This is a genomic window from Paenibacillus sp. FSL P4-0338 (genome assembly GCF_038002365.1).
In the GTDB taxonomy this organism is placed as follows: Bacteria; Bacillota; Bacilli; order Paenibacillales; family Paenibacillaceae; genus Paenibacillus_AQ.
In genome coordinates this window covers 559,487-578,030 of record NZ_JBBOCG010000002.1, presented here as the reverse complement: position 1 = coordinate 578,030, position 18,544 = coordinate 559,487, and the positions used below count along the sequence as shown (strand labels likewise).

The window sequence follows — 18,544 nt, the reverse complement described above, 5'->3', positions numbered from 1 at the left end:
TTTCTTATCCGCGAAGTGAAAGCTCCTGGTAGACGGTGTAGACAAAACTGACAATTTGCTGGATCAGATTAAAGAACAGCAGGCCCAGGAAGATGATGATGCCCACCACGGCCAGTGTCAGCAGCATGGTTGTAATCGTTTTGAGCACCGTGTACTGATGAACGGTCATGGTTCCGATGAACAAGAGCCACACGAACCAGAGCGTGGCCAAAGCATCCAGCAAATGATAGAAGGAAGCCTCCCGCAGCGTGATCACATTACTGAGCAGGATATTGGGAATGTTGATCAGAATCAGCGGAAGCAGGGCGTACCCGGTCGTAATGACGATCTCCTTGAACTTCCCTTCCCCGTCCATCAGCGTCGTCAGGGACCAGTTCGCCAGGCACCAGAGCAGGAACGGGAAAATAATATACTTGAGCTCATTGATGCTGTTCAGTGCAAGCGGGTGATTATAATTGACCACATAGCCTACATATTGGCGCTTCACAATCATGGTCAGGGTAAGGGCCATAAGAATGCCCAGTGCCATGCGCAGCTTGCCCTTATTCTCGTATTTCAGATCCCAGAATCCGTCGAAGGGGTGCACTGCTACATGCAGTGAATATTTAATGTCCTTAAGAAACGACATCCTGAACCCTCCCTTCCTTTCTCGGCCGCTTCACCAGGCGGACGATGACGCAGCCGCCCAGCAGCACGGCTATTATTCCAGTCATATAGAGGCTGAAATAATCGCGCATATACTCCCTGCGGTATTTCCCAAGCGCCTTGGAGTAATATTCGTGGTCATTACCCAGCTTCAGATAAGTCATAGCCTCCTTATATTCGCCTTGGCGGAGCAGCGATTTGCCGATGCCGACATACGCCATCTCATAGTTGGCATCCAGCTTCAGCACCTCCCGCCACAGCTTAGCGGCTTCATCATGCTTACCGGAGCTGTACAGGGTGTTGGCTTCATTGACCATGCTGCCGAACTGAGTCACTGTGAACTCGGTAATTCTCCCCAGATCACGGTCCAGTACATAGATTGCATCCTCATAGCTCTCCACCGCCGCCGGGTTCTTGAAGGTACCGAGCTGGCTGCCTAGTTGACCGATGACATACAGCAGCTTGCCGTCCTCATTGTAGGTGAACACCCGCCCGCGCGTAGAGTCCAGTACCCGGTAGACTCCGTTTCCGGTCACATCAATATCAATGAAGGCGGAGCGGTCCCGGCTCAGATCGCCGATGGGCGGGATCTCTTTGCTGACCCGCAGGACATCGATGCCGGAGGGATTCAGTCTTTTTACCGGAGAAAAGGTCTTCTTATCCACCGTAGTAGTATAGATGAAGCCATCCTCATCGACATCGGTATTATTGAATTCCAGCGGAATGAACTGCACCATCTTCTCGCGCTGCTCCTTGGTCGATACCGACTTCCAGAACAGATCCACAGGATCAAACTGCACCTTATTCGTGCCCATGAAGCCTGTGAACTGCCCGTCGCTGTCGAACTCGATCAGCCCTTCATAGACCCCTCTGCCAACCACATAGATGCGGCCAGCCTTATCAACAATCACCTTCCGCGGAAAATACTCAAAACCCGCTCCGATCACATCCGCCTTCGGCGGTCCAATCTCCCGCACGAAGGTCCCTGTGCCGTCCAGCTCGACCAGCCGCCCATTCTCCGTATCTGCCACGTAGATCCGGCCGGCGTCCGTAACGAAGAGTCCCTCCGGGTTATTGAAGCTGTCCTTCTTCTCCCCGTTCTGGAAGCCTTCGATAACACGGAGTGTGTTCCACTCCTTATCCAGCACCACAATCCGCCCGTTCCCGGAATCGAGCACGTACAGCAGCCCCTCCGCCGAAACGAACAGGTCCCCCGGAGCATTCCAGGCTCCTGTTCCTGCCTCTAGCCCGCCGATGGCCCTCGAAGGAAGATAGGCAATCGGCGACTGAACCGCCTCGCCCCAGTAGGAATAGGTATATCCTTCATACGGCGCAGCCCCGGCCGGCCTTGGACACAGGCTCACAAGCAGCAGCACGGATACAAGCACCAGTATCGATGACTTTATTCTCAACCCTAACGCCTCCATCGCTTCAGTCCTTCATGCCGGACGAAGCCATCGTCTGAATCACATTGCTCTGTGACAGAATGAACGTCACAATCGGCACGGTCATCATAATCACCGCTACCGCGGCCCCGACTCCTGCACGGGCGATCCCGCCCTGAATAATCTGGCCCATCGCGTAATGCAGCGTCTTGAGCTGTTCGCTGTAGATGAAGCTGCCGCCGTCCGTGCCCCATAGCATCTGCATCATCAGGATGAGCAGCGTCAGCCAGGCCGGCTTCACCAGCGGCATAACGACCTGCCAGAAGATGCGGTATTCACTTGCCCCGTCAATCTTCGCCGCCTCCAGCAGCGCATCCGGGATCTGCTCCATAAACTGCTTCATTAGATAGAGTCCCAGCGGATAGGCAAAGGCGGGAACGATAACCGCCTGGTAGGTGTCCATCCAGCCTAGAGCGGACATAATCATATAGTTCGGTATCGCGGTAACATGCGGCGAGAACATCAGCGACAGGACAACCACGGTGAACAGCACCTTAGAGCCGCGGAATTTATGCTTCGCCAGCGGGTAAGCCGCCGCCGAGGCCAGCAGGATATGCCCGGCTGTACCGGCAGCGGTAATGAATACCGTGTTGAATATATATCTGGAGAACGGCACCCAGGAATTCTTCATCACCTGAAACAGATTGGCGAAGTTCTCAAGCGTTGCATTGCGCACAAACAGCGTAGGCGGGAAAATAAACAGCTCATCCAGCGGCTTGAACGCATTGTTAATGACATAAATTAACGGAATCGCCATGAATGATCCGAATCCGGCCAGGGCCAGGAACAGCAGGGCGTCGACCTGCCAGGAACGGTTTACTTTTTTGTTCAGACGTATTGCCAGCTTCATCCCGCTTATTCACCCACCCTCTTCAGCAGCTTTTGGACAATCAGATTGCTGCCCAGCATCATCACGAACAGCACGGTGGCAATCGCCGAGGCATAGCCCATCTCGAAGCGGATCGTACCGTAGTCCACCAGATGGGTTACAATCGTATGCGCCCCGTACTGCACACTCGGGAAGCCTGCCAGCGCCATAGCCACATCGGCAACTGCCAGTGACGCAGTGATCTGAATGACCGCACCGAACATCAGCTGCGGGCGCATGGAAGGCAGCGTAATGAACCACAGCTCCTGCCAGCGGTTTTTGACACCGTCCACAGCCCCTGCTTCATATAACGTCTTGTCAACGGTCTGCAGTCCGGCGATGAAGGCCAGGAAGCTGGTCCCCAGACTTAGCCAGAGCTGCACCAGCATAATGATCCCCAGCATATACTTGGGGTCCTGCAGCCATTGGATCGGCTCATAAATTACGCCAAGCTGCATTAGGAAACCGTTGATAATCCCGTAGGAGTCACTGGAGAAGATAATCTGCCAGATGAAGAATACATTCCCCGAGATGGACGGCGCAAAAAAGATCAGGGTCATGAACGCCCGCAGCTTGGGATTCAGCTCATTGATCAGCCAGGCAAACAGAAAACAGGCAATATAGCTGACCGGTCCGGTAACGACTGAGAAAATCAGCGTATTCTTGACCCCGATCAGGAACACATCATCGTTCCAGAGCAGCTTGGAATAATTCTCCCAGCCGATCCAGCGCGGCATCTCCAGCATGTTGAAGTGCGTGAAGCTGAAGATGATCGAAATCACTACCGGCAATACGGTAAACAACAGAAACAGCACCATATATGGAGCCAGCAGGATATACAAGTGCTTATCCCGCCGCACATCCTTGCCGAACAATGCCCAGTAATTACGCAGCCCGGAAGGGGACAGCCGGGGCTGAATCAAGGGTTCGGCCGTATTTTTCACTTTCTGCACAAGAGTCCCTCCCTATTCCCTTCGTTTCAAATCGAACTCTGCTCTCTTTTGATCAATCTCATAGTCGATCTCCTGCACATAATCGTACAGGGCATCGGCGGTATTCGTTCCATTGTTGATGACCTCGCGCAGAGCATTGTCCAGATGGCGGCCCGTGAAGTAACCGCCCGGCACCTCAGGCACACCCTGCACCCATTGCCACTGCTCCTCCAGATGGCGGTAATCGCTTGTCGGCCACGGCAGCTCCTTAAGCGCTTCAACGTTAGCGGTCGGATACCGCGCAGCCGCGCCCATGAGGCCCTCCATCTCCCGGCCGAAGCGGACCTGCGAATCCTTGTCTACCCACCACTTCATGAATTCCCAGGCGGCAGCCTTGTTCTTAGCCTGCTTGAGCATCAGGGCGGCGGTGCCCCCGCTGGCCACATCCCTGCGGATACTGCCGTCCGGCTGCTTTGTGCCCGGAACCGGAATGAATTCCCATAATCCCTTAATCTCCGGCGCGGATACGCTCAGATAGTTATAAAAGGTATAGTCCTGAATGCCGACCGGCATCTCGCCGGTGCGGAACCGCATCGGGAAGTCGAAGATCAGCGGCAGCTTGTAGCTGGTATAGAAATTGGTCCAGTCCTTGAAGGCAGCCAGCCCGGTCTCTGTATCGAGTCCGCTCTTCGCTCCGTTATTCAGATAAAAGGATCCGCCCATCTGATAGAGCAGCATGGCATAGGCGCGGTTGACCTCCAGCACCGGCACGCCTGTCGTCTGCGCGAGCGGCAGTGCCATATCCATCCGGTGCTTCTGCAGCACCGGAATCATTGCATATACCTCATCCCAGGTCTGCGGCGGCTCAAGATTCAGCTCCTGCAGAATATCCTTCCGGTAGAACAGCATGTTGAAGATCTGCTGCTCCGGCAGGGCAAAGACCTGATTCTCGAACCGGTACGGCACGAGCGCACTGTCTCTGAACTGCTTCACCACTTCCTCATAGCCGGGATACTTCGACAGATCCTCCGCCGCCTGGCGCATCCCGAAGTTCACCGGCATATCATTGCCGACCTGCATCGCCACATCCGGGCCTTCCCCGGCCAGCGAGGCGCGCAGCAGCACATTCGGACTCACCAGCTTCAGATTGACACCGATGCCGGTGAGCGGGGTAAATGTATCATCAATCATTGCCTTCAGCACCTGCGCCTGGTCGCGGCCGGTTCCGATCCATACATCAATGGTCTCGCCGTTCTCCGTGGTATTGCCAATGGTGTTGTAATCCTCGAAGAACGAATGGGTGAAGGACGACACCTCATGCCCGATCTTCCGGAATACGGAAGCATTCGCCTTTGGCAGCTTCACATCCGGCGAAGACAGCAGCAGGTAATCAATTTCCAGCGGCTGCTCCCGTACCTCCAGAATCCAGGAGCCTACGCTGCCCACGTTGATTTTGAACTGCGACAGCCGCTTTTGCACCGTTTCCGGCTTATCGGCCATGTCCGCCAGCTGATAGGCAGTTTTATTCAAGGTTGCGGTTTTATCACTCTTTTCCCCTGTAAGCCGGACCAGCTCTTCCGATACGCCATATAGAATCTGGCTCTGCTCACGGAAGACCGCCGTCATATCCGGGATTTGCTCCTCTAGCCTGTAATCGCGGTACGGATCTGGCACATTGCCTGTAATCATCAGGATTTTGCGGTACATCGCGTTAATGTCCAGCACACTGGCCTCCACCTGGCGCAAGAGCGGTGCAATGGCTCCGAGGCTGACCTCCAGCTGCAATTCGTGTTTTCCTTTGCTTAAATAGAATAAATAAGGCTCCTCATCGTTCCCCAGCCGGTTCATCTGCCAATCCGAGTCATAGTAGAACGGAATCTGCAGCATTTCCCGGAACGGAATCTCTCCGTCAATCCGCATAGAGCGTGTGGAATATATCCCTCTTAGCAGCTCCTGCCGGCCTTTGATGGTGATGTTGTACAGACCGTCCTCCGGCGCTTCCACCTCCCAGGCGATCCATTGGCCCGGTACCCGCCAGTTGTTGCCGCCAATGGTGTTCATTCTGATCTTGGAGACATCGTACGGCTCTGTTGATGGGCTTGAGCGGTCTGTGACCGGATACAGGGTCGGGGAGGATTTGTAGGCCGCCGCTTCCCCCTGCACCTTCACCGCGTGCCCGCTGGTGGCCTTATATCCCTTGGCCTCGTAGCTCTGCTTCACCTCTGCGTAGGCAGCGGGTGCAGCGTAGCTGTGCAGCTTAATATAGTCGATGACCATCGGTTCTCTGCTGGATACCATCGTCAAGGTGTGCCTTCCGGCCGACAGATAGAATTGGTAAGGCTCCTCATAGTAGCCTTCCGTATCTCTCAGCAAAGTCTCCTGCCAGGCCGGGGCCTCAATCTGGCGCGGCCGGAGATCGTTATCCCGGTTATCCTGCTGGATCTCCGGGTTCTCATTGACCCAGATCCGCCCGAAGGACAGATTGCGGGCGCTGGTGAACGGCAGCTTGCCGTCAATCAGCAGCTCACGTTCAATCGCCGAGCTTTTGCCCTTCACCGGATAATACCGGACAGAGATGTGGTACAGCCCGGACTTCGGCACATCCAGCTGCCACTCCACCGAACCGCTCTCCTCCGTTCTGACGTATCTTCCCGTCTCACCGCCAAGCTCCGTCAGCACCTCCGGGCTCATCCCCTCGGCCCCGGTATAATCGGCTCCATTCAGCATAATTTCTTCACGGGGCTGCTCCTCGCCCTCGTATTGCTGCAGATAATGCTCATAGCTGCCCTCAGGCGGCTGCCGCATCTCCTGCCCGTTCCCCGTCTCACCTTGTGCCTGGGCAGCAGGCAGCTCTGCACTTGCCGCAGGCAGCGCCATCATGGAGATCAGCATGACGGTTACAAGTGTCCGGTTCATCATCCGCCGGGATAATGATATTCTCACTCAGGTTCCCTCCTCTAGCAGACTTGCAAATTAAGAGTGATACAGGTGCACACGGCTACGCCGCCCTATAAGGGCGGCTGCCGATTCTGCGGACTAACACAGCAGGTATTGCGCAGGACAAGCAGGTATTACGCTTGTTATAAGCTGTCCTGTTCCCTATTTCTTCTCTTTATCCTGCTCACCGCTCAGTACCTTCTTGGCTGCGGCCTGCGCCGTTCCAATGACTTGGGCCACCCCGGTGGACGGTGTAATCTCGCCCTTCAGGAATTTCTCAGTTACCTTATCCAGCTGATCCTTAACGCCAAGACCGCCGTAACGTCCGCCGAAGACCCGCTCCACCTTACCTTCATCATTCATCGCATTGGCGATAGAGGCTTCATCCGGCAAAACATTCTCCATCGACAATCTGCGGTTCTCCTGCCAGCTGTCGAACGGCTGCAGATCCTCCCAGATCTTCACGATGGTATCCGCATCCTTGACCCCTTTGGGAATGGCATAGGCTGCTGTCTGGCCCAGCGGATCGTAGTACTTATCGGCCTGCGGGCCTTTTGGAATATAGACATATCCCCATTCATCCTTCATCTTGCCGAGAATACGCCCCTCGATTTCCCAGAGACCGCCCGGATACATAGCCACCGTTCCTTCTCCAAAGTACTTAGCCGGATCTTCCCAGTCATTGCCCTCGTTAGGCTTGAATACCTTATCCTGGGTATAGAGCTTATGAAGGAAGTTAAGCGCTTCCATGGATGCCGGTGAATCAAAGACCGCCTTCTGGGTAGCTTCGTCATAGATTTTGCCGCCGTTGCTGGCGATCAATAGCTCTGAGATTACATAATGGGCTCCGGCCAGACCGTACTGGTCCATCTTCCCGTCCCCGTTCTTGTCAATCGTCAGCTTCTTCGCCGCATCAAGCATCGTATTCCAGTTCCAGTTATCCTCATCCATCAGCTGCTGCGGGTCCTTCAGGCCTGCTTCCTTGAAAATACGCTTGTTGTAGAACACGCCGCTGTCGTTCGGGCTGTACCAGCTCTCCAGGCCATAGACCTTGTCGCCGCCGAAGCGCATGGAATCAATCACGCTCTGATCGATGAGTGAATCCTTCAGATAATCATCCAGCGGTGTAAGGAAGCCGCCATGCATCAGGCCCCAGATGAAGCCGTCCGGCAGCCGGACAATTTCGGCAAACGGATCGCTTGCCATAACGGAAGAGGACAGCTTCTCAGCGGTGGACCAATACTCTGTATTCAGGTATTTAATCTTGACGTTGTATTTCTCTTCCACCGCTTTGATCCGCTCGCGGGCAAGCTCATCTGCCTCTGAATCCCCGACAGGAGTGGCATCCCACCAGTGGGAAATGCGGATCTCCCGCCCGTTCAGATTGGCAGCCGGTGTTGCCGAAGGCGCTTCCGTTGCCGCTGCTGGCGTTTCACTGGCTGCCGGAGCCTGAGTCGCCTCCGCCGCCGGTGTTGCCGGTGCAGCCGCATTATTCCCGCCGCTGCAACCGGTTACAAGTGTAACTACGGCTGTCAGCAGCATGAGCCAAGCCGAGCTTTTCTTCTTTAACTGTTTCACTGTTCGCCACGCTCCCCTAATTTCAGTGATGTTAAACTAATCCAAGCCTGTATGCGTCCGTACACTGCTCCTTCCCCATGTCATATTTATATAGTGGCGTATGCCAGCATATAAGCCCTTAAGATAATCCTCGAAATAATAGGTTACGGCTGCGATTTCTAATACTTTTCAAATTATCAGTAAATTCGAAAACTCCCCTTGTTCCATATGTACCGCCAGAGTAACCGCTTACTCAAAACCAAAAAAATAATGAAATGGGTTTCATGAAATCCATTTCATTATAACTTCTGCTTATCCTCTGGTCAATCCTACTTTACACAAATTTCATGCTTCAATCCAAAAACTTTCCAGAATACAGGCCCCCTCGTGCTGAGGCACTCCACATACGCCTGGAAAGTTCTTGACCGCCCCTGGATGAACATACTTGAATGCTTGCGCGGCAGACTTGTCTGGTAAGCAGCTTCCGGCGGGAGATATTGCGGGCTATTCTGAGAGCTATTCTGCAGAATTTTTCGGGCGTCCCGTGCTGTCGCGTACCACCAGCTTTGGCTGGAGCACCGTCCGTTTCTTGGGATTCCTGCCGCAGATCAGCTCATGAAGCATCTCTACAGACAGCTCCCCCAGCTGGTTGGTGTTCTGCGAAACCGTGGTCAGCTCCGGAATAACCGCTCTGGACAAGGGCGAATCGTCGAACCCGACGATCGACAGATCCTCCGGTATCTTCAGCCCATGCTGGGTGGCAGACTTCAACGCCCCGATAGCAGTAAAATCATTCACACACAGCACCGCTGTCGGCCGGTCCTCCTGCTCCAGCATCCGGTCCATCAATGCCCGCCCGCCCTCGATCGAGAAGTCGTGGAACATGACCCAATCCTTGCGCAGCGTAAGCCCCTGTTCTTTCAGCTTCATCCTCACCGACTTCAGCTTCACTTGGGTTGTGGAGGTCTCCTCCATTCCCCCGAGGAACCCGATTCTCCGGTGCCCCAGGTCCAGCAGATGCTGGGTAGCCAGTGCGGCCCCTTCCTCTTCATTGGTATATATGCGGTGCAGGCCGCTCCGGGGCAGATTGCCGTTGACCAGCACGATCGGCACATGCTTCGACAGCTCCACGACCTCCTGCGACAACGCCGGCGGGCACTGGTCCAGGTTAATTCTGCCGCCCAGGAAAATAATCCCGTCCACTCTTTTCTCTCGAAGAATGCTAAGGTACTCCGACTCGCGGCTATGCTCACCCGCCGTATCGCAGAGGAAGAAGGTATAATGCTTCTCTCTGGCTACATTCTCGGCTCCCCAGAAGACTTCCGGGAAAAAGGGGTTGGTGATGTCAGGCAAAATCATGGCGATCGTGCCGGTCTCCTTCTTGAGCAGACTGCGGGCAAGCGCGTTCGGCTGAAACTGGTGCTTCTCAATCACAGCCATGATGATCTCCCGGGTGCTCTCCTTGACCGGAGCTGTATTGTTGAGGACACGGGAGACTGTGGCTACGGACACCTGGGCCTCCTTAGCGATATCATATATGGTAATCGTCTTCATCCTTTACCTCCTTAGTCTCGCGTTCCTGGATTATGGCTTTTGGCAACTTATATCCGGGGCGGATGGGTGCGGGGATTGGGGTGGGGCGGGAGTTGGGGCGGAGCAGGTGTTGCGGCATGGGGCAGGGCGCGGTTAGGGTTGGTAGGGCGCGAGGGAATGGCTCGGCGAATTCAGGGGTATTTGTGCTCCTCATTTTGCTCAACCGCCCGCTTTTGGCGAATTCAGGGGTATTTGTGCTCCTCATTTCAGCTAACCGTCCACTTTGGGCCAATTCAGGGGCATTTGTGCTCCTCATTTCAGCTAACCGTCCACTTTGGGCCAATTCAGGGGCATTTGTGCTCCTCATTTTGCTCAACCGCCCGCTTTTGGCGAATTCAGGGGTATTTGTGCTCCTCATTTTGCTCAACCGCCCGCTTTTGGCGAATTCAGGGGTATTTGTGCTCCTCATTTACGCCTGCTGCCTACTTTGGATACTTTTAATAAGATTCATCCCTTTGATTTCACCGTGCGGCTTCACTTTCGGCACATTCAATGGGATTTATCCCTCTGATTTCACCGCGCGGTCCACTTTCGGCACATTCAATGGGATTTATCCCTCTGATTGCGCCGTACGGCTCCACTTTCGGCACATTTAATGGGATTTATCCCTTTGATTTCAACGTGCGGCGGCTCACTTCCGTTAGTGGTGCACATATACTATACTTTCGGCTGTTGAGGTCAGGTAATATATAGTTCCAGTTTGTCCACATCCGATAGCCACACATTTGCTCAACAGCACACGGAAGCGGAGGCACTCTCTTTAGAAGGACGGCAGCCGTTGCAGCGTTGGTGAGAAGATAAGAGAAGCACTCCCGTCTAGCACTAAACATACTAATCTTTACACTGCAACCGGCAGCAGTGATACTCATATCTCGGTGGAGTGTATCGCTCAGCGGGTAACAGCATCACAGCTGTGGCTTAGAGCCTACGTCTCTTGCTCATCGAAATAGCTGTTCAGCAGCTTGAGGAACACATTCGGAAAGGCATAATTCTTCATGTCCTCGCGGCTGATCCAGCGCTGCGCTCCGCTGTCTGCCGCATCGGCTGCGGCATCCCCGCTGTCGAACAGCGCCAGCGGTGCGTCTTCCGCTGGCTGTATCCCCAGCGCCGCAGCCACGCGCTCCGCAGGCGCCGCCCCATACATGGCGCGGCCCTCCGCTGCCAGCGGCAGCGCCGCCTCTTCCCTGCAGCGGTACACCTGCAGGGTCCACACAATATGGCTGAATGTATGCTCCGCAGCCATCCAGTGCCCCTCAGGCCGGGCGTGAATCCCGGCCTGGCTCATGGACCGGCGCAGCCGGTCCAGCGCTGCCGCTTCCGGCAGCAGCGCACCGCGCGCGCCGCCAGCCTCAGCAGGCGGCGCAGGCCAGTGCGGCAGCTCCCACATGCGGGCCAAAAGCCCGCTAGCCGGCCGCTGCCGGATCAGTACCCGGCCCGCGTGCTCGCCGCGGCCCTCGACCAGGGCGGCCAGCCGCTCCTCCGGACGTGGCGGCTTCGCCTTGGTCTTGACGGGCAGCGAAGCCTCGCAGCCCGCCAGCCGCGCGGCGCAGTGCTCCATCACCGGACACGGAAGGCAGCGCGGTGATTTCGGCGTGCAGATGAGCGCACCAAGCTCCATCAGCGCCTGATTGAAGCTGCCTGCCTCCCCTTCGGGGATGAGCTCGGCGGCGAGCTTTTCCATTTTCACACGGGTCGGGCCTTTGGCAATGTCATCCTCAATCAGGAAATACCGGGATAAGACGCGCATCACATTGCCATCCACCGCCGGCTCCGGCCGGTTGAACGCGATGCTCAGAATAGCACCGGCTGTATACGGGCCTACGCCCTTGAGGCCGAATACGGCATCTCGGTCATCCGGTACCTGCCCTCCGTACAGCTCCTTGACCTGCTTCGCGGCATGCTGGAGATTCCGGGCACGTGAGTAGTAGCCAAGTCCCTCCCAGCACTTCAGCACCTCTTCCTCCGGTGCATCAGCGAGCGCCTCTACAGTCGGGAATTGCTCAATGAAACGGTTGAAATAAGGAATTACCGTATCTACCCGGGTCTGCTGCAGCATAATCTCTGAGATCCAGATGTAATACGGGTTGCGGTGGCGCCGCCACGGCAGGTCCCGCTTCTGGAGGTGGTACCATTCCAGCAGGAACCGGCTGAAGAATAACTTGGCTTCCTGCTGCGCTTCTACGTGCTTCTCATCTGTGTTCATCGTTATTCTCCTTGCCGTTCATATTATATAGTTACAGGCTGTAGACCGGGTGTCCGCTCCACCACCGCGAAGGCAGAGGCCAGTCCGCGGCTGTGCGTAATAGTGAGATGAATGACATACTCCTCCTTCGGCAGCCGCAGCCGGGACCAGGCCTCCGCAGACAGGATGGCTACTGGTTTGCCCAGTGCATCCGGCAGAATCTCAATGTCCTGAAAACCCACCATCTGACCGATTCCGCAGCCGAGCGCCTTCACAACCGCTTCCTTGGCCGAGAATCTTCCGGCGATGAATTCCGCTGTCTTCGCGCCTTTGCCTGCGGCCAGCGCCAGCTCCTGCCGGGTCAGAATTCTCCGGGAGAAGCGGCTGCCCAGGCTGCCCTCCGTAATCCCGGCAACCCTGCCGATTTCCAGCACATCATGCCCGATTCCGTAAATCACACATCCCACACCTCTCCTGGCTCTGCATTCCTTAACCCTCTTATATTACCTTCTATCCTTACCCTGCGTCTAATGATATGATCTTGCTAGGACTCCACAGATCTCATGTAACAGTGAAGCCTGTCAGCATCTTGACCAAGTATTATTAATAATAGTCTTAGCGTCAGCTTTCTGCTATTTTAAAAGAAAAAAAACTGAAAGTCTATCACGCACAAATCAGGTATATCTGGTAAAGAAGTACAACCGCCAGTTCCAAGATATGTAGGAAAGGAAGAATACCTTATGTCCCGTAATTTTGAATTACCCGCAGGAGAGGATGCGGTGCTTCGCTGTTCCCATTTCCCCGCCCAGGGAGAGGCCCGCAGTGTGATAGTCATCGCTCACGGCTACAAAGGCTTCAAGGATTGGGGGATGTTCCCGTATACGGCACAGGCGCTCAGCGACGAGCATGAAGTAATCACCTTTAACTTCTCCCATGCCGGCATCGGCGAGGATCTGCAGAATTTCACCGAACTGGACAAGTTCGCCCGCAACACCTACCAGCGTGAGATCAAGGATATGGAGATCCTGCTCTCTTATCTGAGCCAGCACCACAGGTTCGGCAGCCTCCCGCTCTTCCTGCTAGGCCATAGCCGCGGCGGGGGCGACTCGCTCCTCTACGCACTGGATCATCCCGCAGAAATCACCGGGGTCATCTCCTGGAACGGGATCACTAACCTGGATCTGTTCACAGAGCAGCAGAAGAGTGAAATGCGGGAAAAGGGCAGGACCCATGTGCTCAACGGACGGACCGGCCAGCAAATGCCGCTGGATGCCATCATTATAGAGGATCTGGAGCAGCAAGCGGAGCGTTACCAGATTGTAGAGCGGATGAAACAGGCCAGCTGCCCCGTTGTCCTGATTCAAGGCAGTGAGGACGGAGAGCATCTGCGGCGCGGCTCCGAGCAATTGATCCGGCTGCGGCCGGATATCGAATGGGTGCAGATTCCCGGCGGCAATCATACCTTTGGCACCGTTCATCCTTTTGCCGGTACTACCCCCCAGTTAGAACAGGCGATATCCGCTACCAGGGATTTCATCAACCGGGTGCTCGCGAAGTAGATTCTTACTCTTACCAAAAAACCGCCGGAGCGTCTGCATCAAACGCAGCGCCCCGGCGGCTCCGGCATAACCTGCTTAGATCCCCGGAATACTGTCACGCTTATGCGCCGTTCTCCGGAAGAAGCGCTCCAGCTTCTCAGCCGCTTCAGGGCTGACGGTCTTCCCCTCCAGATAATCGCTGTTCTCCTCGTAGGTGATTCCAAGCTCAGTCTCATCCGTCTGACCCGGCCAGAGTCCAGCCGTCGGCGCTTTGGTTACGATATCCGCCGGCACGCCAAGCGCCGCAGCCAGCTGCCGTACCTGCCGTTTGTTCAGAGAAGACAGCGGTGTAATATCGACGGCGCCATCGCCCCACTTCGTATAGAATCCGGTAATGGCCTCTGAGGCATGATCGGTACCCACCACCAGCAGATTGTTCTCAAAAGCAAGCGCATACTGCATCACCATCCGCGTTCTCGCTTTTACATTCCCCTTGCCCTGATGGGTAATATGCTTATGCTGTCCCAGGGCCTTCAGGCTATGCTCGACCTCCAGAGCAATCTCGTTCACCGCTTCTTCAATATTGGTCTCCACCGTATGGGTCAGCTCAAAAGCCCGGGCCACCGCATAGCTGTGCTCAATATCCTCCTGCTCCCCGTAAGGCTGGAACACCCCGAGTGTCATATACTCCTTGCCTTCCTCTGCCGTCAGCTCATCCGTAGCCAGCTTGCACAGACCCGCAGCCACCGCACTGTCCACACCCCCGCTAATCGCAATCAGCAGACCTCTGGCCCCCGCCTGGAGCGCATACGCTTTCAGGAAATCTACACGTCCCCGTATCTCTGCATCTGTATCAATTACCGGCTTAACTCCCAGCGTAGCAATAATCTCTTCCTGCAGACTCACAGGACCACCCCGTTTCTTAGAATTGTATTTCCTAGCCTTAACATTAGAAAAAATCCCGCATGAGCCAAGCCTCCGGCTGACGGCTGGCTGATGCGGGATCATTACTTATTCATGCTGCTGCCTTAGGCTGCAGGACATTATTACTGGCACACGCGGTCAAAAACTTCCTTCAGCTCCGCAGCAATCTCGGCGGCCGAACGGTCTTCCACACCGTGACGTTCGATGAAGTGAACCAGCTCGCCGTCTTTCATCAGGGCGATGGACGGGGACGATGGCGGATACGGAGCGAAATATTCACGCGCCTTGGCTGTAGCATCCTTCTCCTGACCGGCAAATACGGTGAACAGGTGATCCGGCAGAATCTCGTTCTGCAGCGCCTGGGCTACCCCTGGACGGCACTGTCCGGCGGCACAGCCGCATACGGAGTTAACAACAACCAGCGAAGTTCCCTTGGCTGCCGGAAGGGCTGCTTCCACATCCTCCGGGGTCAATAGCTCCTGAAATCCGATACTTGTCAGATCGTCGCGCATAGGTTGAATAGAATCTCTCATATATTGATTAAAAGACATGGACATTTCTCTGCACTCTCCTTCATCACTTGAATTGAGATACGGCCCTGAACCGGGATAAAGTTACCGCGTTCCAGCACTACTTGCTAACTTTATTATACATACATACTCTGCGAAAGCAAGAGAAGCAGCCTGCTCCAGCCTGCCGCTGCACAGTCCCGAATCGGTGCCCGTCACCCCCGAATCCGCTGCATATATACAGGGCTTTGGACCACTCCCTCTCTGGAATCCACCGGAATAGTAACGATGACCGAGGTCCCGCACCCTACCTCCGATTCTACCCGGATCGTCCCGTTATGCCGCTCTGCAATACTAAGACAGAGCGACAGCCCAAGACCTGTCCCCTGGCTCTTGGTGGTGAAGAACGGGGTGAACAATTGTTGTAGCTGGCTCTCGGGCATACCGCCTCCGGTATCCGTTATAATCAGTAGCACGGTATCCTCATGCTCACAGGCAGCCAGTGTCAGCACGCCCTTGGCCTCCATCGCCTCCATGCCATTGCGGGCCAGATTCAGAATCAGCTGCTTGATCTCCCGGACATTGAGCTGCAGCAGCGGCATGGCCGGGCTGATCTTCAGTTCAACACTTTGGCCGCGGAGATTGGCATCCGCCCAGATCAGCGGCGTAAGCTCCTCCAGAATAGGCTGGAGCCCGGCCGGCTCCTTGTCCGATACACGGGTCTGTGCCAGCGACAGAAAGTCATTGATGATGCTGTTGGCCCGGTCCAGCTCCTCCATGACAATATGATAATAGGAGTGGAGATCCTCCGGGCTCTTTTCCCGCATCAGCTGCAGGAAGCCGCGTACTACCGCCATCGGGTTGCGGATCTCATGCGTAATTCCGGCAGCCATCTGCCCGACCAGCGACAGGCGCTCGACATTGCCAAGTTCACTGCGGATTTTCTCCTCTTCCGTCAAATCCTGAATAATCATGACGATTCCGCCCGGCTGCCCCGATTCATGCTGAAGCGGCGCGGTAAAAATATGATAGGTCATCGAATCGACCCTGATCTTGGTATTGGAACGCTGTCTGCTGCGCAGAACCTCATGTAACCGGGTGAGGGCGGCCTGATCCATGCTTTTGCCGAAGAGCTCACTGGCCGGACTGGACAAAATAATCTCTCTGGTCAACAGAGGGCAATGACGCTGCATCAGGCTCAGCATGTATTCATTCACCTCCGTCACATACCCGTTGTCATCGAACTCCATAATATTCAGCGGAACCACATTCGTGATCTGCTGCAGCTTCTCCGATTCCCACAGGAATTTCTCCGAGATCCCCTGCATTTGTATCCTGACTTGCAGCTTGTCCCAGGCCTTATCAATATAAATGATAAACAAGGCGCCCAGAATTAAGGCCGTCAAGGCATATAGCCCGGCCAGGGCGGCTTCAGCAGAAAGGATATTCAGGACGCTCCGGCCCTGCATATTCGGTACAATGACAATGAACAGCATGCTCGGGAAAAGCGCGCCCCACAGAATGCCGATTTTGCCGGGAATCGCGGATTTCTTGAACAGCCCGGACATACCGAAGAGCAGCGGATACATCAGCACCCCTGTATTCAAGAAAAAATGCTCTATCCCTGACGGCATCGAGAATAATGCAGTACAGAATAAGAAATACAGTGCCAGGTATACACTGGAGGGCAGGTTACCATATAAGATCCCGAGATAGGCCGGGAGAATCGCCAGATTCAAATAGACCACTCCGAACATCGTATCGGATAGCGCCATGCACAACGTAATGCCCAGTGCGCAGCAGATCATCAGAAAGGTATGGTCATCGGGGAACCTGATGTTCCGGCGTAGGGGATCGCCCCGGTCCAGCCTCCACTGAAAAAGAAACAGGAACATGCAGGCAGCCGATATTTGCAATAAAATATCCTTTACCGCATAAATAATTGCAATCACTCCTCAAATTGGTTAAAATTCCTTTTCCACTTAGATTAAAGCATACCCGCGCATTCCTGACAACGATAATCAGGTTTCGGTCGCTTGGATCTGGCTACACTCCGCCTGGAATGGTATGATGCCGTTAATAGAGTGTCGCAATAAGCAAAAGGAGCAAATGAATGAATAGCTATGATGTAATCGTCATTGGAGGCGGCCCGTCCGGGCTGATGGCCAGCGTAGCCGCAGCCGGACACGGGGCGTCCGTACTTCTGATCGACAAAGGGGCTAAGCTGGGCCGCAAGCTGGGGATTTCGGGCGGCGGGCGCTGCAATGTTACCAATATAAAGGAGACCTCGGAGCTGATCGCCCATATTCCGGGCAACGGCCGTTTTTTATACAGCTCGTTTGATCATTTCAATAACCGGGATATTATAGATTTCTTTGAGGGGCTGGGCATCGCCTTGAAGGAGGAGGATAACGGGCGGATGTTCCCTGTATCGGACAAGGCCGCAAGCGTAGTATCCGCTCTGATAGGCAAAGTACGGAGCCTTGGCGTGCAGATCATGACGGACAGCCCGGTCCGGGAGGTTCTCTACGGGGAAGGAGCCGTCCGTGGCATCCGCCTGGAGTCAGGCAAAGCCTTCAGTGCGAAGGCTGTCATCATCGCCACCGGAGGCAAGTCCGTGCCTCAGACTGGCTCTACCGGCGACGGATACCCTTGGGCTGCCGCTGCCGGACATACGATCACGGAGTTGTTCCCGACCGAGGTCCCCATTCTCTCACGGGAGGCGTGGATCAAATCCGGGGAGCTGCAGGGCTTGTCCCTCCGCGATGTTACGCTGAGCGTCTGGAATCAGAGGGGCAAAAAGGTGATCTCTCACCGGGGGGATATGATCTTCACCCATTTCGGCCTATCCGGCCCGATCGCGCTACGCTGCAGCCAGTTCCTGCGCCAGGTTCAGCAGAAGTCGGGAACCGATACCGTGGAGATGTCCATCGACCTGTTCCCGGATCTGTCCCTCCAGGAGGCGGAGTCTATGCTCCAGAATAAGCTCGACCTGGAGCCGAAGAAGGCTATCCGCAACTCGCTGAAGGGCCTGCTGCCCGAGCGCCTGATCCCGCTGCTGCTGGCGAAGGGTGGGCTTGACGGGGAGATTACAGGCCATCATCTGCCCAAGACTGGCCTTGGGGCGCTGGCTGCCCTGGTGAAACGGATGCCCGTTCAGGTTCATGGGACACGTTCCCTGGCGGAAGCCTTCGTAACCGGCGGTGGAGTCGCGCTTAAGGAGATTGATCCCAAAACCATGCAGTCCAAGCTGACCGCAGGCCTCTATTTCTGCGGTGAGATTCTCGATATTCACGGGTATACCGGCGGCTATAATATTACCGCCGCCTTCTCCACCGGCTATACGGCCGGCAAGCATGCGGCGGCGCAGTAAGGCGGATAAGCAGCGCCTATAGTTAGAACAGTAAAGAGCCT

The 18,544-nt window shown here is 55.3% G+C and carries 14 protein-coding genes; 2 read left to right on the top strand and 12 right to left on the bottom strand.

Annotation, left to right across the window (positions count from 1 at the left end):
* Positions 1 to 4: 4 nt before the first annotated feature.
* The 9 genes from MKZ07_RS26580 to acpS all read right to left on the bottom strand — a co-directional run bounded on the left by MKZ07_RS26580 (position 5) and on the right by acpS (position 12,617).
* Positions 5 to 628 carry a Yip1 family protein gene (locus MKZ07_RS26580; protein ID WP_036700034.1) on the bottom strand — a complete coding sequence of 208 codons (624 nt, stop codon included), beginning with the start codon at positions 626 to 628 and terminating at the stop codon, positions 5 to 7.
* On the bottom strand, positions 615 to 2,057 hold the full coding sequence (locus MKZ07_RS26575; RefSeq protein WP_341028579.1) for a tetratricopeptide repeat protein: 1,443 nt from the start codon (positions 2,055 to 2,057) through the stop codon (positions 615 to 617). The genes MKZ07_RS26580 and MKZ07_RS26575 overlap by 14 nt, the downstream gene beginning before the upstream one ends.
* 19 nt (positions 2,058 to 2,076) lie before the next feature.
* Complete coding sequence (locus MKZ07_RS26570; protein ID WP_036700030.1) at positions 2,077 to 2,940, bottom strand: carbohydrate ABC transporter permease; 864 nt, start codon at positions 2,938 to 2,940, stop codon at positions 2,077 to 2,079.
* Positions 2,941 to 2,945: 5 nt separating this feature from the next.
* Entirely contained in the window at positions 2,946 to 3,851 is a 906-nt protein-coding gene (locus MKZ07_RS26565; protein WP_372238099.1) for a carbohydrate ABC transporter permease, read from the bottom strand.
* Positions 3,852 to 3,923: 72 nt separating this feature from the next.
* On the bottom strand, positions 3,924 to 6,833 hold the full coding sequence (locus tag MKZ07_RS26560) for an extracellular solute-binding protein (protein ID WP_235218553.1): 2,910 nt from the start codon (positions 6,831 to 6,833) through the stop codon (positions 3,924 to 3,926).
* A gap of 156 nt (positions 6,834 to 6,989) precedes the next feature.
* The gene (locus tag MKZ07_RS26555) at positions 6,990 to 8,405 is read right to left on the bottom strand and encodes an extracellular solute-binding protein (RefSeq protein ID WP_036700024.1); all 1,416 of its coding nucleotides are present in this window, start codon (positions 8,403 to 8,405) and stop codon (positions 6,990 to 6,992) included.
* 495 nt (positions 8,406 to 8,900) lie between these two features.
* Positions 8,901 to 9,938, bottom strand: coding sequence for a LacI family DNA-binding transcriptional regulator (locus MKZ07_RS26550; RefSeq protein WP_036700021.1), 1,038 nt, complete (start codon positions 9,936 to 9,938; stop codon positions 8,901 to 8,903).
* A 964-nt stretch (positions 9,939 to 10,902) separates the two neighbouring features.
* On the bottom strand, positions 10,903 to 12,180 hold the full coding sequence (mutY, locus tag MKZ07_RS26545; protein ID WP_341028576.1) for an A/G-specific adenine glycosylase: 1,278 nt from the start codon (positions 12,178 to 12,180) through the stop codon (positions 10,903 to 10,905).
* Positions 12,181 to 12,203: 23 nt separating this feature from the next.
* On the bottom strand, positions 12,204 to 12,617 hold the full coding sequence (acpS, locus tag MKZ07_RS26540; RefSeq protein ID WP_036700130.1) for a holo-ACP synthase: 414 nt from the start codon (positions 12,615 to 12,617) through the stop codon (positions 12,204 to 12,206).
* Positions 12,618 to 12,899: 282 nt separating this feature from the next.
* Between acpS and MKZ07_RS26535 the strand changes: the two genes are divergently transcribed.
* Positions 12,900 to 13,718 (top strand): alpha/beta hydrolase family protein, encoded by an 819-nt coding sequence (locus MKZ07_RS26535; protein ID WP_036700133.1) that lies wholly within the window; start codon positions 12,900 to 12,902, stop codon positions 13,716 to 13,718.
* Positions 13,719 to 13,793: 75 nt separating this feature from the next.
* Here the strand turns inward: MKZ07_RS26535 and nadE are convergent, their stop codons facing one another.
* The 3 genes from nadE to MKZ07_RS26520 all read right to left on the bottom strand — a co-directional run bounded on the left by nadE (position 13,794) and on the right by MKZ07_RS26520 (position 17,046).
* Positions 13,794 to 14,603 carry an ammonia-dependent NAD(+) synthetase gene (gene nadE, locus MKZ07_RS26530; RefSeq protein WP_341028573.1) on the bottom strand — a complete coding sequence of 270 codons (810 nt, stop codon included), beginning with the start codon at positions 14,601 to 14,603 and terminating at the stop codon, positions 13,794 to 13,796.
* 140 nt (positions 14,604 to 14,743) lie between these two features.
* Entirely contained in the window at positions 14,744 to 15,178 is a 435-nt protein-coding gene (locus MKZ07_RS26525) for a BrxA/BrxB family bacilliredoxin (RefSeq protein WP_036700137.1), read from the bottom strand.
* Positions 15,179 to 15,345: 167 nt separating this feature from the next.
* Complete coding sequence (locus MKZ07_RS26520; protein WP_156949729.1) at positions 15,346 to 17,046, bottom strand: ATP-binding protein; 1,701 nt, start codon at positions 17,044 to 17,046, stop codon at positions 15,346 to 15,348.
* A gap of 197 nt (positions 17,047 to 17,243) precedes the next feature.
* Here MKZ07_RS26520 and MKZ07_RS26515 point away from each other — a divergent pair, with 197 nt between their 5' ends.
* Positions 17,244 to 18,503, top strand: coding sequence for a BaiN/RdsA family NAD(P)/FAD-dependent oxidoreductase (locus MKZ07_RS26515; RefSeq protein ID WP_036700138.1), 1,260 nt, complete (start codon positions 17,244 to 17,246; stop codon positions 18,501 to 18,503).
* The last annotated feature ends 41 nt before the right edge of the window (positions 18,504 to 18,544 follow it).